Here is a 24828-nt window from a genome sequence, read left to right as displayed (position 1 = left end):
GAATTCCTGACTGCACAGGAATAACAGATTAAATCACTTTAGCTTCGTTATGAAGTAAGCTTACTAATTCATCTATATTATCGGCATCTACCAATTTAACCGCTCCTTTTGGTGCTGGTTTTTCAAAACTAACTGCTTTTGTTTCATTACTGGCCTCTGCCGGCTCTACAACTGTAAGCGGTTTTTTACGTGCCATCATAATACCTCGCATATTTGGTATACGTAAATCACTTTCTTCAACTAAACCTTTCTGTCCACCAATTACTAAAGGTAATGATGTACTCACAGTTTCTTTACCTCCATCGATTTCTCTTACTGCTTTAGCAGATGTACCATCTACTTCTAGACTGATACAATTAGTTACAAAGTTTGCACCAATCATACCAGCTAACATACCAGGAACCATAGCTCCATTATAATCTATAGATTCTCTACCTGCAATAACAAGATCATAACCACCATCACTTACTACTTTCGCTAATTGCTTTGCTACAGCAAAACCATCTGTTGCTGGTGTATTTACTCTAATAGCAGCATCTGCTCCAATCGCTAATGCTTTTCTTAAGGTTGGTTCGGTTTCTGCTCCACCAACGTTAACTACATCTACACTTGCGCCTTGTTTTTCTTTAAACCACATGGCACGTGTAAGACCAAATTCGTCATTAGGATTGATTACAAATTGCACACCATTAGTGTCAAACTTAGTATCACCATCTGTAAAGTTAATTTTTGAGGTTGTATCTGGCACATGGCTAATACATACTAATATTTTCATATAAAAATGATTTATTTAAACGTCTATTTATTCCCGACGAAGATAAATATAAATATTGAAATTTTACTATGCACGCATAATAAATTTTTGTGAAATGTCAGTTTTATGGAATTAAACTATCAATTTTTCAAAAATTTGAAGATTTTTTGTCGATTATCCACATCTATTACTTTAATGAAATATAATCCTGTTGATAGATTTGAAATATTAATACTGTTTTCTTCAAACTTTTCAGCTTTCAAAATTTGTTGTCCTGAAATATCATAAATGTAAATACTAAAACGTTGATCATTGAGGTAACTAGCTTGTAAATACGGATTATTATTAATTTGAAAAAATTTTATATCATCTAAATTGTTTTCAGTAATAGAAAGATTATATTCTTGTAATACTACCAAATCTGAAGAAAACACCGCTGTCTCTCTTTCCAATATTAAATTACCTGTATCGACTTCTGTATAAATTGATAAAGCACCAACATTAAAACCTTGACATTCAATTCCTAGAATTTGATATAATTTTTCTTCAAAACTATGACAAGGTTCACTGGGACTAGATTCCGAAATAATACCAGGATCTGAGTACCATAGCTGCAACCCTGTTGAAAACCCCTTATAATCTGCTGAAAAATAATTACCACAAGGCGAAGTATTATCCGCGGTTTCAATATTCATAATATTTGTTACGGAATTATAGGAGAATTCGATATTTATATCTAAGGTCTCTGGCACAACCACTTCTGTAGTTGAACAATACTGACCAGTCTCAGGATTATTACTACAAGTCTTTATTACTCTAAAAGTTTTGCCATCTACTAAATTAATGATGTTATTATTAATGGCCCCAAAAGGATAATCATTTTCAATATTTAGAACGTTCTGTGGTACAGAAAGATACACTTCATTAATTAAATCCTTATTCCTGTGCACCACAGTATAATAATCTAAAAGAGCACCACTCGTATTAGGAAAAGTTTGATAAAAATCATAAATGGTATAGTTGGCAAAAATATCATTTATATACTGATCCGGAAATGTTAATGAAATGGTGTCATCAGTATTATACGAAATAGCGGGAATATTAGTAGAATTTTCTATTTTCAGAATATCCGACTGCAAAGGACATAAAATTGTTTCTTGTCCCAAAACAGAGTTAGAAATAATAACTAGCAAACAGAGAAAAACGCAATTCTTACCAATCATGGAATTTTAATTATTTATTTATAAATAAAGTTACAATTTTTTTCATTATTCGAAACACATTTAATGTTATTATATAAGCAATAATTATTATTTTTGCTTTTAGAACAAAAACTAGAATATGAAGACAATTCAATTTAGAGAAGCTATTTGCGAAGCCATGAGTGAAGAAATGCGCCGAGATGAGAGTATTTATCTTATGGGTGAGGAAGTAGCAGAATATAATGGTGCGTACAAGGCATCAAAGGGTATGTTAGATGAGTTTGGTGCTAAGCGTGTCATAGATACGCCAATTGCTGAGCTTGGTTTTGCTGGTATTGCTATCGGTTCTACGATGACTGGCAACCGTCCTATAGTAGAATATATGACTTTTAACTTCTCATTAGTTGGTATTGATCAAATTATAAACAATGCAGCAAAAATTAGACAAATGTCTGGTGGGCAATTTAAGTGCCCAATTGTTTTTAGAGGACCTACAGCTTCTGCTGGTCAACTAGGAGCTACGCACTCTCAGGCTTTTGAAAACTGGTTTGCTAACACACCTGGTTTAAAAGTTATTGTACCTTCAAATCCGTACGATGCAAAAGGTTTATTAAAAGCTGCTATTAGAGATGACGATCCTGTTATTTTTATGGAAAGTGAGCAAATGTATGGCGATAAAGGTGAAGTGCCAGAAGGAGAATACGTAGTACCAATTGGTGTTGCAGAAACTAAGCGAGAAGGTACTGATGTAACGATCATATCCTTTGGTAAGATTATTAAAGAAGCTTATAAGGCTGCAGATGAATTAGCTAAAGAAAATATTTCTTGTGAAATAATAGATTTACGTACAGTACGTCCTTTAGATAGAAAAGCAATTTTAGAATCTGTAAAGAAAACAAATAGATTAGTTATTTTAGAAGAAGCATGGCCTTTTGGAAATGTATCAACTGAAATTACATATTTAGTGCAGTCTGAAGCATTTGATTACCTTGATGCTCCTATTGTAAAAATAAACACTGCAGATACACCTGCACCATACTCACCTGTTTTATTAGAAGAATGGTTACCTAATAGTGACGATGTTATTAAAGCAGTAAAAAAAGTGATGTACAAATAAATAGCAGTTTTCTGCGTTTATAAAACTTCATCAGCGACCCTAAAAGTTAAATTTAGCATGGTTGTTGATGAAGTTTATTTTTTATTATGAAATTGAAACTACTTTATATATGCTTCATGCTTGGCCTTGCATCTACTTTTGCGCAGACAAAAGTTAGTGGTCACGTCTACGATGAAGGCAATACACCTATTCCTTTTGCTAATGTTTTGTTTAAGGGATCTACTATTGGTACAATTACCAATGAAGACGGAAAATTTTATTTAGAATCTGAAGAAGACTGGGAAACACTCGTGGTTTCTTTTGTTGGTTTTAAAACTATTGAGATCCCATTAGCTAAGCGTATTAATTACGAGCTAAAATTTACACTTATTGAAGAGGAATCTTCGCTAGATGAAGTTTTAATAGTTACGGGTAAACAATCTAAAAAAGCATCTGAAAATCCGGCTATAAGAATACTCAAAAAGATTTGGGACCGTAAACGAGAAAATGGTTTAAGTCAATTTAAACAATACGAATACGACCAATACGAAAAAGTAGAATTTGACCTAAACACTATTGATAGCGCTTTAATAAAAAGTAAGCTTTTTAAAGGTATGGAGTTTGTTTTTGAGGAAGTTGACACCTCTAACGTTACAGGAAAAACATACTTACCTATATTTTTAAACGAATCGGTAAAGAAAATCTCTGGCGATAATACCATGAGTAAAGAGCGTGAAGATTTAATAGGAAATAAGAATTCTGGTTTCAGTAATAATCAAATTATTATAGATTTTATTGATGATCTTTACTCAGAATATAACGTTTACGATAATTATCTAAAATTCTTTGATAAAAGTTTTGTGAGTCCATTAAGTAAAACTGGTGTACAGACCTACAACTATGTATTATCAGATAGCGCATATATAGACAATAAATGGTGTTATAATATAATATACTATCCTAGACGTAAAAACGAATTAACCTTTAAAGGCGATTTTTGGGTCAATGATTCCACCTTTGCCATAAAAGAAATTAATCTTCAGGCTTCAAAAAGTGCTAATATAAACTGGGTTAAAGAAATCTATATTGAACAAGAATTTGACGTATTAAATGATTCACTATTTCTTATAAAACGCGATTACTTCCTATCTGATTTTTCTATGAATAAAAAGGAAAAGTCAAGAGGTATATATGGAAAACGAACCACTATATATGATAATTATAAATTCAACGAAGCAAAGGATGAAAAGTTTTATGATAAGGTAGTTTATAATTATGAAGCCGACGTTTACAATAGAGAAGATGATTTTTGGGAAACCAATAGACTTGAAGAATTAAGTAAAGATGAGAAAGGTGTTTACAAAATGTTAGACACGCTTAAAACCGTAAAGAAATTTAAAAGAATGTATAATTTAGGAAGCATTTTAGCTTCTGGTTATATTGAATTCACAAGTTTAAACTTAGATTATGGACCTATTTTCTCAACGTTTGGCTATAACGAAGTAGAAGGCATAAGACTTAGAACTGGTGGACGAACTTATTTTGGACCTAATGACTTATGGCGTATAGAAGGGTTTTTAGCTTACGGTTTTAAAGATGACAAATTTAAATACGGAATTTCTGGAAAATGGCTTTTAGACAAGCGGAGCAGATTAACAATTTTTGGTGGCAATAGACGTGATGTAGAACAAATTGGAGCTAGTTTAACAAGCTCTACAGATGTTTTAGGTCGAAGTTTAGCATCGTCTTCAATTATCGGAACAGGTTCTAACGACAAGTTAACTAATATAAAGTTAACCAATTTAGGGTTTTCAATTGAGCCAATGAGAAATTTTGAAGTACGTGTAGATGGTAGCTTTAGAGATCTTAGCTCTGCATCTCCAACTTTTAGTTTAGACTATAATGATCCTAACTCATTAACTGGCATTTCCTCTGAGCTAAGCCAATTTGAATCTCGATTGTCATTATCCTATTTTCCAAATCGCGAAATGACTGGATTTGGTGTAGAACGACGAGAAAAGAACACAAATTTTGCAAGGTTATTTGCTCAAGTTAGCCGTGGAGATCGTGACTGGTTTAGTAGTGACTTTGATTACACCAAGGTTCAGTTTTCATATATACAACCATGGCAAATTGGTGGATTTGGTCGTTTAACCTCATCAATAGAAGCTGGTAAAACTTTTGGAGAACTTCCCTTAGCTTTATTAAATGTAGTACCAGGAAACCAAACTTATTTTTCAATTTATAATACATTTCCTCAGTTAGATTTTTATGAGTTTGTAACAGATACTTATAGTTCAATTCATTTAGAACATAACTTTAATGGTAGAATATTTTCTAGAATTCCGTTCTTAAAAAAATATAACCTTAGAGCTATTTTAGGTTTACGAGGGGTTTGGGGAGAGTTATCTGATGAAAACATTGCTCTTAATACTACAGGCAGTCCCGTTGAGATTCCATTAATAGCACCAGACTCTAGAATGTATTATGAATACAGTTTTGGTGTAGCCAATATTTTTAAAGTTTTAAGACTCGATTTTAATTTTAGAGGTAATTACTTAGATCGTCCAGATGCCAGACGATTTGGTATTACGGGTAGTTTTGGATTTTATTTTTAAACTTTCATTAAGCCTTTATTCCTTTGGCAAAAGCACGCATTATACTATATTTGCAGTATACTTAGACCTAAAGGCCTCAAGTTTTACAACGATATTCTTTATATAAATTACTAAAAAAATATAACATGTCTGAAACACCAGAAATAACATTTGATGTATTAATTGAAATACCAAAAGGTAGCCGTAATAAATATGAATACGATTTTACATTACATAAAATTCGTTTTGACCGTATGCTTTTTTCTTCAATGATGTATCCTGGAGATTACGGTTTTATACCAGAAACGTTAGCATTAGATAGTGATCCTTTAGATGTTTTGGTTTTAGGACATCAACCAACTTTTCCAATGGTTGTTATGGAAGTTAGACCAATTGGAGTATTTCACATGACGGATGAAAAAGGACCAGATGAAAAAATAATCTGTGTTCCAGTATCTGACCCAATTTGGAGTAATAATAAGGACATAAGCGATTTAAATCCACATCGATTAAAGGAGATTGAACATTTCTTTAGAGTATATAAAGATTTAGAAAAAAAGAAAGTAGATGTTGGTGATTGGGGAAATGCTGAAGAAGCTGTTCAAATTTATCACGAATGTGTAAAACGTTATGATGATAGTGAACATAAAAAGAAACGTACTTTTACGATTTAAAAAAATATACGCTGTATAAAAATAACCCTTTTGCTTTAAAAGCAAGAGGGCTATTTTTTTATACAATTATTTATTACCATCTCTTCATTTGTTGTAAAAAAATAGTTCATTATAAATATATAATTTGATCTTACTTCTCAACTACATCGTTTTCGGAATCGTAGATTTTTTAACTTTTAAATAATAAAAAAGCAATATCAAGTAATTGATATTGCTTTTTTCGTAAAATATGATTCATTTTACTACTTTTGCCGAGCAAAAAACTAATCAAATAAAAAATATATGGATTCAATGATGATTTATATGCCAATAGCTTTGGCTGCTTTAGGTTTAATTTATATGATAATTAAACAATCTTGGGTAATGAAGCAAGATGCTGGTGACGGTAAAATGAAAGAGATCTCAGATCATATATATGAAGGTGCTCTTGCCTTTTTAAATGCTGAGTATAAATTACTAGGTATTTTTGTTGTTATAGTAAGTATACTTCTTGCTATTGTATCTTATGTAGTTCCTACAACTCATTGGCTTATAGTCATTGCTTTTATATTCGGAGCCGTTTTTTCTGCATTTGCAGGCAATATAGGAATGAAAATAGCTACAAAAACCAACGTAAGAACTACACAAGCTGCACGTACTAGTTTACCAAATGCACTTAAAATTTCTTTTGGAGGTGGAACCGTTATGGGTCTTGGCGTTGCTGGTTTAGCTGTATTAGGATTAACTGTATTCTTCATTATATTTTTCAACGTATTTATGGATGGTGTTTGGACAAACACTATGGATATGACAATTGTATTAGAAACATTAGCTGGTTTCTCATTAGGTGCTGAATCTATTGCCTTATTCGCTAGAGTTGGTGGTGGAATCTACACAAAAGCTGCAGATGTTGGTGCCGATTTAGTAGGTAAAGTAGAAGCAGGAATTCCTGAAGATGATCCTCGTAATCCTGCAACTATTGCAGATAATGTAGGAGACAATGTTGGTGATGTAGCTGGTATGGGAGCAGATTTGTTTGGTTCTTACGTAGCAACAGTTTTAGCAGCTATGGTTTTAGGAAACTACGTTATTAAAGATATGGGAGGCGCTATTTCTGATGCCTTTGGTGGAATTGGTCCTATCTTGTTACCTATGGCAATCGCTGGTGTAGGCATCATTATATCGATAATAGGTACTATGCTAGTTAAAATTAGTAGTAACGACGCAAAAGAATCGCAAGTAATGGGAGCCTTAAACAAAGGCAACTGGACATCTATTGTATTAGTAGCCTTAGCTTGTTTTGCTTTATGTAAATATATGTTACCAGAAACTATGCGAATGGAGTTTTTTGGTGAAGGTTTAGTTGAAATTTCTTCAATGCGAGTTTTCTATGCTACTTTAGTTGGTTTATTTGTAGGCGCTGTTATTTCTTCAGTTACGGAATATTATACAGGATTAGGGAAACGTCCTATCTTAAAAATAGTGCAACAATCATCTACAGGAGCTGGTACTAATATTATTTCTGGTTTAGCAACAGGAATGATTTCTACATTCCCTTCTGTTCTTTTATTTGCAGGTGCAATTTGGGCATCTTACGCATTTGCTGGTTTTTATGGTGTAGCATTAGCTGCCTCAGCAATGATGGCAACTACAGCAATGCAATTAGCTATTGATGCATTTGGACCAATATCTGATAATGCAGGTGGTATTGCAGAAATGAGCGAACAAGAACCAATCGTAAGAGAACGTACAGATATTTTAGATTCAGTTGGTAATACAACAGCTGCAACCGGAAAAGGTTTTGCAATTGCTTCTGCTGCATTAACATCTTTAGCTTTATTTGCAGCTTACGTAACCTTTACTGGTATTGATGGCATTAATATATTTAAAGCACCAGTTTTAGCTATGCTATTTGTTGGTGGAATGGTACCTGTTGTATTTTCTGCTTTAGCAATGAATGCCGTAGGTAAAGCCGCAATGGAAATGGTACATGAAGTACGTCGTCAGTTTAAAGACATTCCAGGAATTATGGAAGGTACTGGAACTCCAGAATACGATAAATGTGTTGCAATTTCTACGCAAGCATCTTTAAAAGAGATGATGTTACCAGGTTTATTAACTATTGGTTTTCCTCTAATTATCGCTTTTGTTCCAATGATTTTTGGAATGGATTCTTTAGCAATTGCAGAAATGCTAGGTGGTTATATGGCTGGTGTAACTGTTTCTGGTGTGCTATGGGCAATTTTCCAAAACAATGCAGGTGGCGCTTGGGACAACGCAAAAAAATCTTTTGAAGCTGGTGTAGAAATCAATGGAGAAATGACCTATAAAGGTTCTGAAGCACATAAAGCTGCCGTAACTGGTGATACTGTTGGTGATCCTTTTAAAGATACATCAGGACCATCAATGAACATCTTAATTAAATTGACGTGTTTAATTGGTTTAGTGATTGCACCTATTTTAGGAGGACACACTGATGAAACTGGCTTAGCTAACACTGACGAAGAAGTTACCATAGAAATGACTATTGCTTCACAAGATTTAGCAAAAGCTACTGTTGACTATTCTACGATTAAGAATGGAAAAAAGGTTGTAGAAACTATTATTTTTGAAGGTACAGAAGCTGAGATAAAGAAAGATTTAGCTGCTTTTGAAACATCTATAAACAATTCTGATAGCAAGACTAAAAGAACTATAGAAAGTGTTGATATTTCTAAATAATATTAATAAACATTTTTAGACATTTGTATAGAAACCTCATAATTAATTTTATGAGGTTTTTTTTGTTGTAAGAATTTAGACGCAACCATTTTAAGGTTTATCCATCTATTGAATATAACCACAAAATCAACAGCTATGAAATCAAACAAAGTTTTACTTACAATTCTTCTATTATTTTGTCTTTCATTTAACTCTTGTGAAAAAGATGATGGAAATTTAGGAGGAGATCAACAAGAAATAATCCCAAATACATTTTCTGAATACTTCGGAAATACCATTTCAAGAGATTTTATAGGCAACGTCGTAGACACTAACAATAACCCAATTGAAGGTGTTACAATTACTATCGGCAATGACATAGCTATTACAGATAATAATGGTGTGTTTTTAATAAAAGATGCCAATGTAAAAGAACGTTTTGGTTACATAATAGCAGATAAAACAGGTTATATTCATGGATCTCGAAGCATAATACCATCTAACGGAACCAATAAAGTGACAATTATGTTATTAGAGGCTAACATCGTTGGCGCAGTAAATAGTGGTAATAGTGAAACTGTATCTTTAACAAATGGAAGTTCGGTAAGCTTTGATGGCAATTTTATTAAAGAAGATGGCTCTACTTATTCTGGTTCGGTAGATGTTATAATGCATCATTTGGATCCTGCAGATGAAGATATGGCTCTGCAAATGCCAGGAATGTTATACGCTCAAAATGAAGAAGGTGCTGAACGTTTGCTACAAACTTTTGGTATGCTCGCTGTAGAGTTAAGAGGTTCTGGTGGAGAAGAATTAAATTTAGCAGAAGGCTCTACTTCTGAAATTGAAATAAAAAAGCCTTATATTCTATATCATGAATACAAGACTTTTTAAATAATAAAGTCTTATTTTATAACGTATAAGTCAATCTAAAGGTAATAAACCTTGGTAAAATAAAGGTTTCAGAACTGTAAACCGAAATATTACTTGCGCCATTATTAACGTTAGAATCGATATTTAATAAGTTAGAGGCTTTAATTTGATATTCCCATTTAGCATCTTGATCTTTTCTATAAGCCAAACTAGCATTCCAAGTCTGGAAAGATTCTGAAGGCGAAATATTACTACTCTGATTGGTATACGCATAATCTGTTCTCACTGTTAATGAATTCCATATATACGCATCAAACTCAACTGAAGGCGCACTAGTAATATATTGCGTGTCGCTTTCTCCTTGATTATTATCGCTAATACTGTAGCGGTATTTTAAAGTAACATTTGGCCATTCTCTAAAATTAGTGCTTAACTCTGGTGTGTAACTTTGAGTAAAACTCTCATTTACCGATCTTTCATCCTGTACAAATTGATTTATTTTACTGTAATTAAAATTAGCTCTCAAACTTGCTTTAAGTTTCCCAAACGTACGTTGAACACGACCAAATGTAGATACACTCTCATCTGCAAAATTTGAATTAAAATACGAACTTGTTCTAATAACATTATCAAAATCTGTAAGTGATCTAATTTGATCTATATTTTTATTGTAGTTAAAGAACGCAAAAACATTAGTATAATTAAAAAGATTAAAACTAAAATAACGTAGACTGATGTTATGAGAAAGTGCATTTTGCAAATTTGGTTCTCCATATTGTATACTATTGTAATTATTTAATACTAACCCTTCTGCTAAACTCGTAACATCTGTAAAGGAGTTTTGCATATTATAACTTAGGGTTAAACTTTCACTCTTTTTAAATTGTATTCTTGTTTCAAAATCTGGCAATAATCTAAAGAAATTATCTTCGTATGTTGTACCAAATTGCGTGTTTTTATTACCATATGCATGTACTGAAAAACCTGGTGTAATTGTAAACTTTCCTGTTTTTAGTGTATAATGCATCCCTAAATAAACATCACTAAAGTTATATTCAGTATCGTTTTCATTACGCAATAACTCACCATCATTAGTTAAAGTCGCTGTTGGATCAAAGAAAGTACCATCATCTAAAAACTGAAAAATATTAGAGTCAAACTGCTGATTGCTTAATATTGTACCCAAAGTAAAATTGATATTGCTTTTTGAATTTAGAATATTATAGTAATCTAATTTAGCATCTAATTGATTAGATTTTATTCGTCTTTCTTGATTAAGATTATAGTCATTCTGGTTGACATCTAATCCTAATGCACTAGCAGTATTTTCAAAAGCATTTTCATCTTTTAAACCTATAACATTGTAAAATGGATCTTCATCTTTTAATAAATGTTGTGCTTCAAAAGCAAAAATATTAGTTTCATTTAGGGTGTAATAGTAGTTAACGTTTTGATTAATACTATATGGTTTCGCTTCATCTAACTGATTGGTTGTACCAACTACCGTAGAAAACTCATTATTCATTTCTGAATCATCTGAAATACGACCAAGAATATCATAATTCAATTGATTATTCGCGTTTGGTTTATAACTAGCGCTTAATTTGGCTAAACCTTGGTTAGTTGCTTCTCTACCTGTTTGAACAGTTTCTTCATCTGGTATTCCTAAGTCTGCGTCTGTATAACGCACAAAACTCTCTTGTCTTGTTTTTAACCTATTGGCATTATAAATTATAAAGCCACTAAGATCTAAGGCTTTATTTGGTGCATAACTAAAGTTCACAGCGCCTAATTTTGACTCAATACTTTGTGCATCGCCAAGGTTAGTTAAACCTCTTAACCCATTATCTCCAAGATTTATACTTGTTCCGCTACTGCTGCTTGGCGCTCTAAATCCACCACCAAAATTTCTTAAATCTCTTCCTGTTAAGGCTACTTCTCCCGTATTATTTAAATCACCAATAACATTGATACTATACTTAGGGCTGTAGTAAAAAAGTTTAGGCTGCACCAAGTAAAGCTCATCTGTTGGTGAAGGTGCTACACCTCCTCCTACTGTGACATCTCCAAACCAAAAGTTTTCTTTACCTTCTTTTAATTTAATATTAATAGCTACATTATCTTGGTTATTCTGTACACCACTTAACTGGCCAACTTCAGAATAATTACGCAAAACTTGAACTTTGTCTACAGCACTAGAAGGAATGTTTTTTGTTGCCAACTTAGAATCACCATCAAAGAAATCTTTCCCATTAACCATTAACTTATCGACAACCTTACCTTCTACTTCAACTTGTCCATCATCATTTATTTCAACACCAGGTAATTTTTTCAATACGTCCTCTAGCTTCCGTTCCGATCCATTTTTGAAAGAATCTGCATTATAGATTAATGTATCTCCTTTTATGGTTACAGGCATTTCGTAAGTAATTTCAACAGCATCTAACTGATTATCAGAAACCATATTGAAATTTCTTGTTAAATCTTCTTCTTTTGTTTGAAGGGTTTCGTCTACAGATTTTAAACCGATATAACTAATTTGAATATTGTATAAGGTATTCTTACTTAAAGACAGTGCATATTTACCGTTAGCATCTGTTATACCATAAGACTCTAAAGTATTCGAATCTTTATTAATTGCGATAACATTTGCGAGTTCTAAAGGGGTACCAATACTATCCTTTACAACACCTTGAAGTTTAATTTGGGCAAAGGAACTACTTGCTATTAATAGGCATAATAGCGCTAATACATTCTTCATATAATTTGGTTGTGATTGTTATTTTAAATTTTTAATCTTATCAAACGCATTAACATTTGATAATAAATGTGGTTGTACATAAAAAAGATAGTGACGAATTAATTACGTCCTCGACCTCCTCCTCGTCCGCCTCGACCTCCGCGTAACTCTCTTAACTCTTTCATCTTTTTTGTTACAATTTCGTTGTATTCTGTTTGTGTAACTTCATCTCCTTTTTTAGGCTTTTCAATCTCTTCTTTTTCTTCAGGATTTAAAACAATTTTTGTACATAAAATAGTAGTACGATCTGCATTAACTTCTAATATTAATCCTGGTAAACCCCAATAACCATCTGGTCCTTGGTTTACAGGTATCTGTGGAGAATACCAAGCAACTACTTCGATAATTTTTGGTTCTTTAGCTTCTGGCTTATCTTTTTTTTCTTTTTTCTTACTATTAGTGCTATCTTTTTCTTTTTTACCTTCTTCTCTATCATTTCCTCCTCTACTTGGTCTTCTAAAAGCACTAAAATCAAAGGCATCAGATGTTGTAGTTGCTGTAGCTTTAAAACATGTGTACTGACCTATTTGCTTTGTCTCAGTACCCATTTTCCATTCTAAGTTTTTTAAATCATCTACAATTAAAAACTTCTTACCAAAAAATTCTTGGTCTGTAATAGCTTCTTTGGTTTTTACATTTTTATATTTTGGACCACCAGTAAAACTAGAACCAAATCCTCCAAATCCTCTTCCTCCACCTGGAGCTGCTAATTTCTCATCTTCTTTATAAATAGATTCTACTTGGTTAAACGTTAACACATATTCTTTTTCTAAAAAGCTTTTCATACGTTCGGCAATTTGCTTTTTACGTTCCGGACTTGCGTCTGGCCCACCAATACCTTCCATATCCATAGTGGTTTTAGATTGGTAATACGCCTTGCCTTGAAAATCTTGAGCAAATGCATTGAAACTCGTAAAAAAGACTGTTAACAGTAATGCAATTTTAAATGGTAATTTCTTCATGTGTTTATCGATATTGTTATAAAATCCAAAACGAATTTAGTTAATCTCACTAAACGTAAGACTCATTGAATGAAGAAAAGTAAAATCCTATACCGTTAAATTTATGTTAAGAAAATTAACCACCAACTGAAATTATAACGTGCTCTCCTTTTGAACCTTTACGAGGTGCATAACGCTCCATCATTTCCTTGGCCTTTTTATCCATTATATCGTCATACTCTTGTTGGTCAACTTGCTTTCCCTTAGTAGGTTCATTAATTTCTATTTTTTCTTCTGGATTAATTACTATTTGACTACAAATAACAGTTAACTTTCCATCATGAATTTCTAAAATTAATCCAGGTAATCCTTGATATTTAGCTGGCCCATTACTCACAGGTATCTGAGGTGTGTACCAAGCTGTGATTATACGATCTTCCATTTCAATCGCTTCCTCCTCTTCCTTTTCATCATCAGATTCCTTTTTTTTATTTGTATTACTGCTAAAACTAATACTCTTTCTTTTTGGCACTTGTTTAGTATAAGTTGCTTTAAAACACATGTATTCTCCAATATGTTTAGTGTCTGACTCCAATTTCCAGTCAATTGAGACAATTGAATCTTTTATCAAAAACTTTTTACCCATCGTTTCTTTTTGATCTATATAGCTTTTGTCTTTTATATTTTTATAAAAAACATCGTTACCACTATTTCCAAAAGACATCATCATTTCGCCACCAACTTGCGGCTTGTCTAATTCAACTTCTTGCCTATATAATGATGAAGATTTATCAAAGGTTAAAGTGTAGGTTTTCTGAAATCCCTTTTTCATCATTTCTATCATCTTGGTCTGCATAGCGTCATTCATTTTAGTGCTATCCATTTTTATGTCAATTTTGCGTTGTGTTCTATATGTTGCCACGCCTTGAAAATCTTGAGCTAAAACTGATGACGCCACAAGAATTAATATTAATGAGAATAAGATTGAGAGATTTTTCATAATTTGATATATTATAGATTGATTATGTTTTTGATTAATATACTACAATTATCTGAAAATTAAACCACTACTTATGTTAACCAACGTTAACGAGTGTTAACCGATTAGCAATCTATTTTTTTTACTTCTACATTTGAATTATGAATGATGTAAGATACAAATGGATTTTATATACTATAGTGGTTGTTATTCTTGGTACAATTGGAATACAAGTCTATTGGAATTACAAAAACTACCAAACTAGCAAACAACAGCTCATTAATGATGTACAAATTAGTTTAGACAAAGCCGTTGATGATTATTATACCGCTTTAGCAGAACAATCTACTATTGGTATTTTCTTAAAAGGCGATCAACAAAAGGATGCCTTTAAAGAAGGAAGTAAACTTCAAAATTTTTTAAAAAACTTAGATGAATCTAATAGTGGCTTTAGTAATATTGATTCTTTAGATGTCACTGCCATAGACGGCATAACGATACTTAGGGGACGTAAGGCCGACTCGATGGCTAAAAAAGAAGATGAAAAACTCAACCCTTTAACAATAGAAAATTTTCATTTAAAAAAAGACAGTTTAAAAAATAAGGGCATTGATTTTAAAACTGCTGAGTTTTTAACATCAAAAGTCATGATTTCAATGACTAATGATACTCTAGATATAAAAAGCGTAGATAGTTTAGTTAAGCAAGAATTAAAACGCAAAAATATTGATATCGCATTCTATTTAGACTATAAAAATCCTAAACACGATATTGAACATTGGATTAAAACAAAAGAAATGCCAGAGCTTGATCCTAATCACATGTCAGCCGATTATTTACAGACGGACTCAAAATCTACGTTTCTGCCAAAAGGTACTTTTTTAACCATATTGTTTACAAATACAACTGAAGCTATTTTATATAGAATTTTAGGTGGAATTTTAATCTCTACACTTCTCATACTTGCTGTAATAAGTTCATTATTTTACCTACTGAAAATTATACGAGACCAAAAACAACTAGCCGAAGTAAAAAACGACCTTATTAGTAATATAACGCACGAGTTTAAAACGCCTATAGCCACCATAAGTGCAGCAATAGAAAGTATAAATAGTTTTAATGCTATTGAAGACAAGGAAAAGACCAAAAAATACCTAAACATGTCTTCAGTGCAATTAGGGAAACTAAATGTTATGGTTGAAAAAATGTTAGAAACAGCAACCTTAGACAGTAATAATTTAGACCTAAAAAACGAAAACTTTAATCTATCTGAATTGCTGTTAACACTAACCAATCGTTATAAAATACAATTCAGAGAAAAAACCATAAACAATAATTTTCTAGTTGAAAACTTAATCATTAATGCAGATATATTTCATATTGAAAATGCTTTAAATAACATTTTAGATAATGCTATAAAATATGGTGGAGAAGAAATTACTGTTCTATTAAGGGAAAACAAAAATAATTGCATCATTCTAATTTCTGATAACGGAACCGGTTTAACTAAAACTAATAAAGAACAAATTTTCGATAAATTTTATCGTGTACCAAAAGGCAATAAGCACGATGTAAAAGGATTTGGCATTGGTTTATATTACACCAAAACGATTATAGAAAAACATAAAGGCTCTATAAATTTAGAATTGAATAAAAATTTAACTACGTTTAAAATCACACTTCCAAATGGCTAATAAAATTAAACTCTTATTGGCTGAGGACGAAGCAGCGCTAGGACAGATTATAAAAGAAAGCTTAGAAACAAGGGACTTTGAAGTTACCCTTTGCGAAAATGGAGATATTGCTTTTAAAAAATATCAAACTGAAGCGCCAGACATTTTAGTCTTGGATGTAATGATGCCTAAAAAAGATGGTTTCACTTTAGCCAAAGACATTAGAGCTGTAGATGATACTATTCCTATTATATTCTTAACAGCAAAATCTCAAACCGCAGATGTGGTTGAAGGTTTTTCTATTGGCGGAAATGACTACCTTAAAAAACCGTTCAGCATAGAAGAACTCATTGTTAGAGTGCATAACTTAGTAGATAGAACTAAAACACAAAAGTCCTCTGAGATTATAACGCTTGGTCAATTCGCTTTCGATTTTCCTAAACAACAATTAAGTTTCATGGATGAGGAGTCCGTTCAGCTCACTCACAGAGAAGCACACTTATTGTTTCATCTTATAAAAAATAAAAATCAGGTTTTAGACCGTTCTTTAATATTGAATAAACTTTGGGGAACTGATGATTTTTTTACCGCAAGAAGCATGGATGTTTTTATTAGTAAACTGCGAAAAAAATTACAAAAGGATAAAAACATTCAGATTATTAATGTTCGTGGGTTTGGTTATAAATTAACGGTATAATTTTATGAAATCTGTTCGTTTTTAAAATTACTGCAATCCTTAAGCGTTATTAATTGGTACAATTTTGTATTTTTCAGTCTTAAGTGGTCAACCTTTATGCAAAAGCTTTTTCTTTTATTTTTAATTTCTAGTTTTTTAGGCTTTGCGCAAGGAGAAAACCAACAACTCGTTACAGCTACAGCGACTTTAAAAGATTCTACAATTATAAAAGCGGAGTCTATTTTCGGAATAGATAATTATGGAACCTTTTATTATTCAACGGAAAATAACACCTTCAATAAAAAAACGAAGGACACTATTATTAGTTATTCTAATTTTCAGTTAGGCGAAATTACATCGGCAAACACATTTAATCCTTTAAAAATAAATCTGTTCTATAAAGACTTTAATACAGTTATAATCCTAGATAATCGCTTGGCTGAAATTTCAAAAATTGATTTTAACTCTAACACAACCTACAAAAATGTATCGTTTGTTTCTTCGGGCTATAACAATACACTTTGGTTATTTAATGAAGATTTTCAATATTTAGAATTATACGATTATGCTTCAAACAAAACCAAACTAAAAACAGTACCAGTACAATCTAAAGTTCTAGATTTAAAAAGCGATTATAATTATTGCTTCTTACTCACTGAAAATTATCTTTATATCTATAATTATTTTGGAAGCTTAATAAGAAAACTGAAAAACACAGGTTACGAAAGTTTGGCATTTAACGAAGCGCATTTGGTTTTAAAAAAAGAAGATTCTTTGTTTATCTTAGAAAAAAACCAAACAGAAATATTACCTGTTAAACATCCAAAAATGTTAATAAATCAGTTTTTGGTAACCAACGAAACAGTGTATCTTTACCGAGAAAATTTACTATATCAATACCAATTAAAATTAGATTAGATTATGCATGTAGCCGTTGCAGGAAATATTGGAGCCGGAAAAACTACACTTACAAAATTACTAGCGAAACATTTTAAGTGGGAAGCACAGTTAGAAGATGTAGTTGACAATCCGTATTTAGATGATTTTTACAATCAGATGGAGCGTTGGAGTTTTAACCTGCAGGTTTATTTTTTAAATAGTAGATTTAGACAAGTTAACCAAATTCACGATAGCGGAAAAGATATCATTCAAGACAGAACAATCTATGAGGATGCACATATTTTTGCACCCAACTTACACGCCATGGGTTTAATGACCAATCGTGATTTTGAAAATTATTCTTCGTTATTTGAATTAATGGAATCTTTTGTAAAAGGACCAGATTTACTTATTTATTTACGTAGTTCTATTCCTAATTTAGTCGCACAAATCCATAAAAGAGGACGCGATTACGAAAACACAATTAGTATCGATTATTTAAGCCGATTAAACGAACGTTATGAAGCTTGGATTTCTAAATACGATAAAGGAAATTTATTAATTATAGACGTAGACAATTTAGATTTTGTTGCTAATCCTGAAGATTTAGGAGACATAATCAACCGAATTGATGCTGAAATTAATGGATTATTTTAAAGTTATAGTCTTCAATTATTACGCTAAAAATTGAAATACTTTTTACTTGCTCTCGCAGTATTATCTACACTTAATATTCAATCACAAAACGATTCTATTTCTGATGGTAAAAGAATATGGAACGATTTTAAATACGACGGTATATCTATTATTAAAGGCGTTGGCAATGCTTACACCCAACCTTTAAGATGGAAAAAGAAGGATTTTATAACTGCAGGAAGTTTTATTGCAGGTACAAGTTTACTATATCTTGCAGATAATGAAGCACAACGCATTTTTACAGAACAAGGTGAGCATGCTCCAACTATATTACAAGATTTTGGATGGTATTTTGGCAGTCCTCAAAATTTCTTCATGGTAACGGCTGGTGTTTATGGTTTTGGATTACTAACAAAAAATGAAAAAGTAAGATATACAGGTGTTTTAATTATTTCGTCTGCTGTGGCTTCAGGCTTGTTTCAAAGTGTTGCAAAAACTGCTATTGGTCGTGCTAGGCCAAAAACAGGAAACCATGATCATTTTAGTCCATTTAGTAATGAACCTGGCTACCACTCTTTTCCTTCCGGACATTCAATTTTATCATTTTCTATGGCTCATGCTATAGCTAAACAATTTGATAATTTTTGGGTTAAAGCTGGTATTTATACTGTTGGATCAATTGCTCCAATTTCTAGATTATGGAAAAATGCACATTGGATATCTGATGTAGGTTTTGGTATGGCTTTTAGCATTGTTATTACAGACGGCATCGATAATTTTATGAAGCGTAATCAGCGTTATGAAATTAAAGAGCCAAAGCAAATATCTTGGCAACTAAAAATGGGTGCAGGTACTTTTGGTGTTGTTGGCACTTTTTAAATAAATGCTGAAATTATACAATAAAGCCATTCTCTCTAGCGTGCTCAATGGCCTGTGCGCTACTTTCCACCATTAAAACCATTGTGGTTTTGTAGTTTTCCACTAATCCTTTTACCCGCAACATTTTCTTTTTGTGTTGCACACTACGAAGATAAATTGCCAAAATTCGATTTGGAAATTCTTCTGCAATTTCCATGTAAATGTCTGGATCATGCTCACCACTATCACCAATTAATATAAATGGTAAATCTGGATACGTTTTTAATAGATTAAGAATTTCTTTTTGTTTCTGAGGTTTTTCATCTTGAGATTTCTTCTTTAAAAAATTGCTTAAACTTCTTAATAAAATAGGACCTTTAGGAAATTTGTTCTGTCTTAAAAACAATTCTAAATAGCGATATAAATTCCATGGACTATGACTGACATAAAAAATAGGATTTGCATTTTCGCCAGAAATTCCTCTATGCAGTTTATGATAAAAATCTGCAGCACCTTCTAACGGAATTCTATTCTTAGCATGCCTAAAAATTGAATTATAAATTACTTTCCATTTTAAGGTAGACACAACACCAGTGTGCAAAATAGTATCGTCAATATCACTAGCCACACCAAATTGCGCCTTAGAGGAAGGTATTAGAATCTCACCTGGAAATCTATTTTTATTCTGTATCGTCCGTTTTATCTTTAAATCATCATAAAACAATTCAAAAGACAACCAACCTTCTTCATTAGTAAGAGTTTTTAAATTTTCTAAGCTCTCTTCAAACTTATAATATCCTTTATTATCTGTAACACCTTTTAGAATGGTATTATTGGGCAATTTTATACTAACACCTACGTTTTTAATTTCATCAGTCTCAAAACGCTTCCAAGTATTTACAATAAGATGCCAAATATGCTGCTCATCTAAATCTATAGACTCATCTTCTAGTGCTCTTCCGCGTGCATAAAAATGATTATCAGTACCATAACCTTGAAAAGCTATAATCTGTAATGGATCTTTCTTTAACCAGCTCAAATGAAATTATTTTTAATAATTTTCAAGATAGTAAAATCTACAAAGCTTTAAAACATCTTAACCGTTTTATCTAAATTTAGAAGGATAAACAGTAAGTATTCATAATTATAATTAATTTCGCCACATGATAAGAGCCTTACAATTACGTGTTAATTTATTCGAAGAAAGACAACCAGATGGTTTGCTAAAAAAAGCAGCTTATAATTTAGATATTAAAACCTCTGAAATTTCTGGAATTAAAATTCTAAGAAAATCTATTGATGCTCGTAAACGCAACATCATATTTAATTACAAAGTTGAGGTCTATATTAATGAACCAATGCCAGAAACCTCTGAGTATCACTTTGACTACAAAGATGTTTCTAATTCAAAACCTATACATATCATTGGTTTTGGACCAGCAGGAATGTATGCAGCACTGCGTTGTATAGAGTTAGGTTTTAAGCCTATTGTTTTAGAACGCGGTAAAAATGTAAAAGACCGACGACGCGATTTAAAAGCCATTAATCAAGATCATTTTGTAAACGAGGATTCTAATTATTGTTTTGGCGAAGGTGGTGCTGGCACCTACTCTGATGGTAAACTTTACACCAGAAGCTTAAAGCGCGGTGATGTACGTAGAGTATTTGAAAATTTAGTTTATCATGGTGCTACTGATCAAATATTGGTGGATGCTCATCCTCATATTGGTACTAATAAATTGCCAAAGGTTGTCACTAACATTCGCGAAACCATCTTAAAATATGGAGGAGAAGTTCACTTTGAATCTCGAGTTTCAGATTTTACATTAAAAGATAATAAGATTGTTGCGCTTCAACTTTTAGACGGAAAAGAACTTAATGTAGAAAAAGTAATTTTAGCAACTGGTCATTCTGCAAGAGATATTTTCTATTTATTAAATGACAAAAAGGTTAAACTTGAAGCGAAATCTTTTGCAATGGGAGTTAGAGTTGAGCATCCACAAGAGATTATTGATGGTATTCAATACCATTGTTCAGGTGAACCAAGAGACGAATTATTACCTGCTGCATCATACAGTTTGGTAGAACAAATTAATCATAGAGGTGTGTACTCTTTTTGCATGTGTCCTGGTGGATTTATTGTACCTGCTGCCACCGCAAATGGAGAAGTAGTAGTAAATGGAATGTCACCTTCTAAACGAAATAATAAGTTTGCCAATTCTGGTATTGTTACTGAAATAAATGCAGATAAAGATTTATATAAATACGAACATTTTGGTGCTCTAAAAGCATTAGAATATCAAAAAGATTTAGAGCGTTTAGCCTTTACATCTGGAGGACGAAAACAATCTGCACCTGCACAAAAACTAACGGATTTTGTGGAAGGAAAAACATCAAATAGCCTTAACGAAACCTCATATCAACCAGGCCTAAATTCCGCACCATTACACTCTTTATTACCTAAAATAATTGGTGGTTCACTAAGAAAAGGTTTTAAAGCTTTTGGGCAAAAAATGAAAGGATACTATACAGAAGAAGCTAATATTATTGGTGTAGAATCTAGAACCTCTTCACCTGTTAGTATACCAAGGACAGAAACTTTAGAACATCCAGAAATTGCTAATTTATTTCCTTGTGGCGAAGGTGGTGGTTATGCTGGTGGTATTATTTCTGCAGCAATGGATGGTGAGCGTTGTGCTGAAGCAGCTTGTCAATAATAAGCTTTTGTCACGTTTTAAAAATAATGATCTGGTTTTTTTAGAAATAAGAAAATTTCTCAATAAACGTTATGCTAATATGAGAAAAATTATTCCTACAATTCTATTGGTTATTCTAGCAGCTGGCTGTAATAACTCTGAACAAAAAAAAATCTCAGAATACCATAGTATGTTAGATACTTTAGATATTAACGATTATGATTCTTATCGTAAATATCATCAACGAATATCAGAACTTAAACCCATTAAAGAATCTTATTGCTTGCTAGATTCATTTAAAGCCGAAATTGATATTAAGAAAAATAAGCTAACATATTTTATAGGAAGTGAGAGAGAACATTTACCTCCAAGTCTTAGAAACTTTCCAAATTATTTAGAGAACAATTACTCAATAAATTCTATAGAATTACTATTAAGCTGCATAGTGTCTGCAGATGACGAATATTACGAATGCTATGAGCGTATAATGCATAAAGCCATTGCTGACAAATATGGAGCTGACTTTATAAATGATTCAAAAAGAATTGTTGATAGTATATACTTACATCATAACAAAAACTTAATTTATACTTGGAGTGATTCTTATGCCTTAAATACCAGACATAGATCAAAAAATTATAGACTATGGAAAGACTCTATTCAAAATGAAATACGTAATATAAAACACACTATAGCATTTCAACCACAAAGCGAAGAAGACTATCATTTTTCTGCCCAATTCATTATAACTAAATCTGGAAAAATTGATAGTTTAGAAACTTACAATATAGGTTATCAAGACAAAAAGAATGATCATCTAAAAAAACGATTGAAAGAATACATCTTAAATACAAAATGGCAACCTATTGAATTGTATGGTATAAAGCTGAATACAAAAGAACATTTCTTTATTTAGTATTAAGTTTAAATTAGATAAATAACCAAAATTTAAGGAACTATATAAATTGATATTTTATATCTATTTTTGCCTAACTAATCTTAATAAAAATGAACGCATATATATTTCCAGGTCAAGGTGCTCAATTCTCAGGAATGGGATTAGACCTTTACGAAAATTCTCCTTTAGCTCAAGAATTGTTTGAAAAAGCCAACGATATTTTAGGCTTTCATATTACAGATATAATGTTTGAAGGCTCTGCTGAAGACCTTAAAGAAACTAAAGTAACTCAACCTGCTATATTTTTACATTCGGTAATTTTAGCCAAAACACTTGGAGATAGCTTTAAGCCAGACATGGTTGCTGGTCATTCACTTGGTGAATTCTCAGCACTCGTTGCTGCAGGAGCATTAACATTTGAAGATGGATTAAAATTAGTTTCGCAACGTGCTCAGGCCATGCAAAAAGCTTGTGAATTACAACCAAGTACTATGGCTGCCGTTCTAGGATTAGAAGATGACATAGTAGAAAAAGTATGCTCTACAACAGAAGGTGTTGTAGTTGCTGCAAACTACAACTGTCCTGGACAATTAGTAATTTCTGGTGATGTAGAAGCTATTAATAAAGCATGTGCATCTCTTAAGGATGCAGGAGCAAGACGTGCTTTAGTGCTGCCTGTTGGTGGTGCTTTTCACTCGCCTTTAATGGAACCCGCTCGTGAAGAATTAGCAGCAGCCATAGAAAACACAACATTTAGTAAACCAAATTGCCCTATCTATCAAAATGTAACGGCTTCTGCCATTACCGATGAAAACGAAATTAAAGCTAATTTAATTTCGCAATTAACAGCTCCTGTTCGTTGGACGCAATCTGTACAACAAATGATAGAAGATGGTGCTTCTCTCTTTACTGAAGTTGGTCCTGGTAAAGTGTTACAAGGCTTAGTTAATAAAATAAATAGAGCATCTGAAACAGCTTCAGCTACTTTTGAAACTAATGCTTAAACCATATATGTTTTGAATAGAAACTTATTTATCACAGTACTTATTATTTTCAATATTGCTATCGATCAAATATCTAAAGTAGTTGTGAGAAACACTTTAGAATTTAAAAAAGTAATTAATATTATAGGCGAATATTTTCAACTAATTTGGGTTGAAAATAAAGGTGCTTTTTTAGGTATGGGAAGCGATATGAATCCTACACTTAGATTAATCTTCTTATTAGTTTTACCAACAATTGTTTTAGGCTACGTTATCTACTACATTGTGAAAACGAAAGAACTAGACAAATTAAGCTTAATCGCTTTTTGCTGTATTGTTGGTGGTGGAATTGCTAATGTTTTTGACCGAATTGTATTTGGTCAAGTAACAGATTTCTTTTTTATTAATTTAGGTGGTGTCTTTAAAACTGGTATATTTAACATAGCTGACCTATCTGTTTCTTTAGGAATGGTTATGTTATTATGGAGTGGTTTTACACTAAAAAGTAAAAAGAAAGCTGATCTACAATCTTAGTAAAAATAGATCTATTCAACTCATAATTTAAAAAAGAACCTAACGCGCTAGTTGGCAATCGTCGCAATCTTTAACTTTACCATAATATGTTTCACGATATTTGTGTAAAGTTTGGTAAGGGATACTTAAGAATTGTTTTTTAATGTAGGTAACGTTTGTAGACAATACACCCATTTTTTTTGTGAAGCGACCTTCTGTTTTGGTCTCTCGTTTAATACTTATCAATTTCATCTTATTCAATTATCATTCCTTACAAAATAACAAAGATTAGAAACCAATCCCAAGTTGTAAACGTTAAAACCTAGTTAAGTGCTTATAGAATTAGCATATTGAAATTTAGATGTACTAATACGTACACAATCCTTAACGAGGAATTGTTTGAGTTATTATACACTAATAG

The 24828-nt window shown here is 32.0% G+C and carries 21 protein-coding genes; 14 read left to right on the top strand and 7 right to left on the bottom strand.

Annotated features, from left to right (window positions below):
• Positions 1–28: 28 nt before the first annotated feature.
• Entirely contained in the window at positions 29–775 is a 747-nt protein-coding gene (locus tag ACJBCC_RS00410; RefSeq protein ID WP_407556101.1) for an electron transfer flavoprotein subunit beta/FixA family protein, read from the bottom strand.
• A gap of 119 nt (positions 776–894) precedes the next feature.
• Complete coding sequence (locus tag ACJBCC_RS00405) at positions 895–1920, bottom strand: T9SS type A sorting domain-containing protein (protein WP_407556100.1); 1026 nt, start codon at positions 1918–1920, stop codon at positions 895–897.
• Between the two features lie 175 nt (positions 1921–2095).
• Here ACJBCC_RS00405 and ACJBCC_RS00400 point away from each other — a divergent pair, with 175 nt between their 5' ends.
• From ACJBCC_RS00400 to ACJBCC_RS00380, 5 genes are all read left to right on the top strand, one after another.
• On the top strand, positions 2096–3073 hold the full coding sequence (locus ACJBCC_RS00400) for a pyruvate dehydrogenase complex E1 component subunit beta (RefSeq protein ID WP_299098894.1): 978 nt from the start codon (positions 2096–2098) through the stop codon (positions 3071–3073).
• 116 nt (positions 3074–3189) lie between these two features.
• The gene (locus ACJBCC_RS00395; protein ID WP_407556099.1) at positions 3190–5670 is read left to right on the top strand and encodes a DUF5686 family protein; all 2481 of its coding nucleotides are present in this window, start codon (positions 3190–3192) and stop codon (positions 5668–5670) included.
• A 125-nt stretch (positions 5671–5795) separates the two neighbouring features.
• Complete coding sequence (locus ACJBCC_RS00390; RefSeq protein WP_407556098.1) at positions 5796–6323, top strand: inorganic diphosphatase; 528 nt, start codon at positions 5796–5798, stop codon at positions 6321–6323.
• Between the two features lie 282 nt (positions 6324–6605).
• The gene (locus ACJBCC_RS00385; protein WP_407556097.1) at positions 6606–9023 is read left to right on the top strand and encodes a sodium-translocating pyrophosphatase; all 2418 of its coding nucleotides are present in this window, start codon (positions 6606–6608) and stop codon (positions 9021–9023) included.
• 135 nt (positions 9024–9158) lie between these two features.
• The gene (locus tag ACJBCC_RS00380) at positions 9159–9896 is read left to right on the top strand and encodes a carboxypeptidase-like regulatory domain-containing protein (protein WP_407556096.1); all 738 of its coding nucleotides are present in this window, start codon (positions 9159–9161) and stop codon (positions 9894–9896) included.
• Between the two features lie 16 nt (positions 9897–9912).
• Here ACJBCC_RS00380 and ACJBCC_RS00375 read toward each other — a convergent pair whose 3' ends face one another.
• From ACJBCC_RS00375 to ACJBCC_RS00365, 3 genes are all read right to left on the bottom strand, one after another.
• Entirely contained in the window at positions 9913–12636 is a 2724-nt protein-coding gene (locus ACJBCC_RS00375) for a carboxypeptidase regulatory-like domain-containing protein (RefSeq protein WP_407556095.1), read from the bottom strand.
• A gap of 98 nt (positions 12637–12734) precedes the next feature.
• Positions 12735–13637, bottom strand: coding sequence for a GLPGLI family protein (locus tag ACJBCC_RS00370; protein ID WP_407556094.1), 903 nt, complete (start codon positions 13635–13637; stop codon positions 12735–12737).
• A 115-nt stretch (positions 13638–13752) separates the two neighbouring features.
• Complete coding sequence (locus ACJBCC_RS00365; RefSeq protein WP_407556093.1) at positions 13753–14616, bottom strand: GLPGLI family protein; 864 nt, start codon at positions 14614–14616, stop codon at positions 13753–13755.
• A gap of 140 nt (positions 14617–14756) precedes the next feature.
• Between ACJBCC_RS00365 and ACJBCC_RS00360 the strand changes: the two genes are divergently transcribed.
• The 5 genes from ACJBCC_RS00360 (at position 14757) to ACJBCC_RS00340 (ending at position 19338) form a co-directional block, all read left to right on the top strand.
• Entirely contained in the window at positions 14757–16289 is a 1533-nt protein-coding gene (locus ACJBCC_RS00360; RefSeq protein WP_407556092.1) for a sensor histidine kinase, read from the top strand.
• Positions 16282–16965, top strand: a complete 684-nt coding sequence (locus tag ACJBCC_RS00355; protein WP_407556091.1) for a response regulator transcription factor — start codon at positions 16282–16284, stop codon at positions 16963–16965. The genes ACJBCC_RS00360 and ACJBCC_RS00355 overlap by 8 nt, the downstream gene beginning before the upstream one ends.
• Before the next feature lie 96 nt (positions 16966–17061).
• Positions 17062–17862, top strand: a complete 801-nt coding sequence (locus ACJBCC_RS00350; RefSeq protein ID WP_299098879.1) for a hypothetical protein — start codon at positions 17062–17064, stop codon at positions 17860–17862.
• A gap of 3 nt (positions 17863–17865) precedes the next feature.
• Positions 17866–18480, top strand: a complete 615-nt coding sequence (locus tag ACJBCC_RS00345; RefSeq protein ID WP_115817884.1) for a deoxynucleoside kinase — start codon at positions 17866–17868, stop codon at positions 18478–18480.
• A gap of 30 nt (positions 18481–18510) precedes the next feature.
• A complete protein-coding gene (locus ACJBCC_RS00340; RefSeq protein WP_299098878.1) occupies positions 18511–19338 on the top strand; it encodes a phosphatase PAP2 family protein in 828 nt (275 codons plus the stop codon).
• Positions 19339–19351: 13 nt separating this feature from the next.
• Here ACJBCC_RS00340 and ACJBCC_RS00335 read toward each other — a convergent pair whose 3' ends face one another.
• Positions 19352–20356 carry an App1 family protein gene (locus ACJBCC_RS00335; protein ID WP_299098877.1) on the bottom strand — a complete coding sequence of 335 codons (1005 nt, stop codon included), beginning with the start codon at positions 20354–20356 and terminating at the stop codon, positions 19352–19354.
• 124 nt (positions 20357–20480) lie between these two features.
• Between ACJBCC_RS00335 and ACJBCC_RS00330 the strand changes: the two genes are divergently transcribed.
• The 4 genes from ACJBCC_RS00330 to lspA all read left to right on the top strand — a co-directional run bounded on the left by ACJBCC_RS00330 (position 20481) and on the right by lspA (position 24428).
• On the top strand, positions 20481–22034 hold the full coding sequence (locus ACJBCC_RS00330) for an NAD(P)/FAD-dependent oxidoreductase (RefSeq protein ID WP_299098876.1): 1554 nt from the start codon (positions 20481–20483) through the stop codon (positions 22032–22034).
• 79 nt (positions 22035–22113) lie between these two features.
• Positions 22114–22929, top strand: coding sequence for a hypothetical protein (locus ACJBCC_RS00325; RefSeq protein ID WP_407556090.1), 816 nt, complete (start codon positions 22114–22116; stop codon positions 22927–22929).
• 92 nt (positions 22930–23021) lie between these two features.
• Complete coding sequence (gene fabD / locus ACJBCC_RS00320) at positions 23022–23915, top strand: ACP S-malonyltransferase (RefSeq protein WP_407556089.1); 894 nt, start codon at positions 23022–23024, stop codon at positions 23913–23915.
• Between the two features lie 12 nt (positions 23916–23927).
• The gene (lspA, locus tag ACJBCC_RS00315) at positions 23928–24428 is read left to right on the top strand and encodes a signal peptidase II (RefSeq protein ID WP_367179556.1); all 501 of its coding nucleotides are present in this window, start codon (positions 23928–23930) and stop codon (positions 24426–24428) included.
• Between the two features lie 39 nt (positions 24429–24467).
• On the opposite strand, the gene ACJBCC_RS00310 is transcribed toward lspA, so the two are convergent.
• On the bottom strand, positions 24468–24659 hold the full coding sequence (locus ACJBCC_RS00310) for a hypothetical protein (protein ID WP_299098873.1): 192 nt from the start codon (positions 24657–24659) through the stop codon (positions 24468–24470).
• Between the last annotated feature and the right edge of the window lie 169 nt (positions 24660–24828).

The sequence above is a fragment of the Winogradskyella sp. 4-2091 genome, from assembly GCF_045765065.1.
Lineage (GTDB): Bacteria > Bacteroidota > Bacteroidia > Flavobacteriales > Flavobacteriaceae > Winogradskyella.
The sequence above is the reverse complement of the archived record's forward strand: the minus strand, read 5'-3'. Positions and strand labels throughout refer to the sequence as shown.

Excerpts from the sequence above, each read along its gene's own strand:
- ACJBCC_RS00350 (WP_299098879.1), top strand. The coding sequence starts at position 17,062 with ATGCAAAAGCTTTTTCTTTTATTTTTAATTTCTAGTTTTTTAGGCTTT.
- ACJBCC_RS00325 (WP_407556090.1), top strand. The coding sequence starts at position 22,114 with ATGAGAAAAATTATTCCTACAATTCTATTGGTTATTCTAGCAGCTGGC.
- ACJBCC_RS00410 (WP_407556101.1), bottom strand. The coding sequence starts at position 775 with ATGAAAATATTAGTATGTATTAGCCATGTGCCAGATACAACCTCAAAA.
- ACJBCC_RS00390 (WP_407556098.1), top strand. The coding sequence starts at position 5,796 with ATGTCTGAAACACCAGAAATAACATTTGATGTATTAATTGAAATACCA.
- ACJBCC_RS00395 (WP_407556099.1), top strand. The coding sequence starts at position 3,190 with ATGCTTGGCCTTGCATCTACTTTTGCGCAGACAAAAGTTAGTGGTCAC.
- ACJBCC_RS00360 (WP_407556092.1), top strand. The coding sequence starts at position 14,757 with ATGAATGATGTAAGATACAAATGGATTTTATATACTATAGTGGTTGTT.
- ACJBCC_RS00355 (WP_407556091.1), top strand. The coding sequence starts at position 16,282 with ATGGCTAATAAAATTAAACTCTTATTGGCTGAGGACGAAGCAGCGCTA.
- ACJBCC_RS00375 (WP_407556095.1), bottom strand. The coding sequence starts at position 12,636 with ATGAAGAATGTATTAGCGCTATTATGCCTATTAATAGCAAGTAGTTCC.
- ACJBCC_RS00365 (WP_407556093.1), bottom strand. The coding sequence starts at position 14,616 with ATGAAAAATCTCTCAATCTTATTCTCATTAATATTAATTCTTGTGGCG.
- ACJBCC_RS00385 (WP_407556097.1), top strand. The coding sequence starts at position 6,606 with ATGGATTCAATGATGATTTATATGCCAATAGCTTTGGCTGCTTTAGGT.
- ACJBCC_RS00310 (WP_299098873.1), bottom strand. The coding sequence starts at position 24,659 with ATGAAATTGATAAGTATTAAACGAGAGACCAAAACAGAAGGTCGCTTC.
- ACJBCC_RS00400 (WP_299098894.1), top strand. The coding sequence starts at position 2,096 with ATGAAGACAATTCAATTTAGAGAAGCTATTTGCGAAGCCATGAGTGAA.
- ACJBCC_RS00345 (WP_115817884.1), top strand. The coding sequence starts at position 17,866 with ATGCATGTAGCCGTTGCAGGAAATATTGGAGCCGGAAAAACTACACTT.
- ACJBCC_RS00370 (WP_407556094.1), bottom strand. The coding sequence starts at position 13,637 with ATGAAGAAATTACCATTTAAAATTGCATTACTGTTAACAGTCTTTTTT.
- fabD (WP_407556089.1), top strand. The coding sequence starts at position 23,022 with ATGAACGCATATATATTTCCAGGTCAAGGTGCTCAATTCTCAGGAATG.
- ACJBCC_RS00330 (WP_299098876.1), top strand. The coding sequence starts at position 20,481 with ATGATAAGAGCCTTACAATTACGTGTTAATTTATTCGAAGAAAGACAA.
- ACJBCC_RS00380 (WP_407556096.1), top strand. The coding sequence starts at position 9,159 with ATGAAATCAAACAAAGTTTTACTTACAATTCTTCTATTATTTTGTCTT.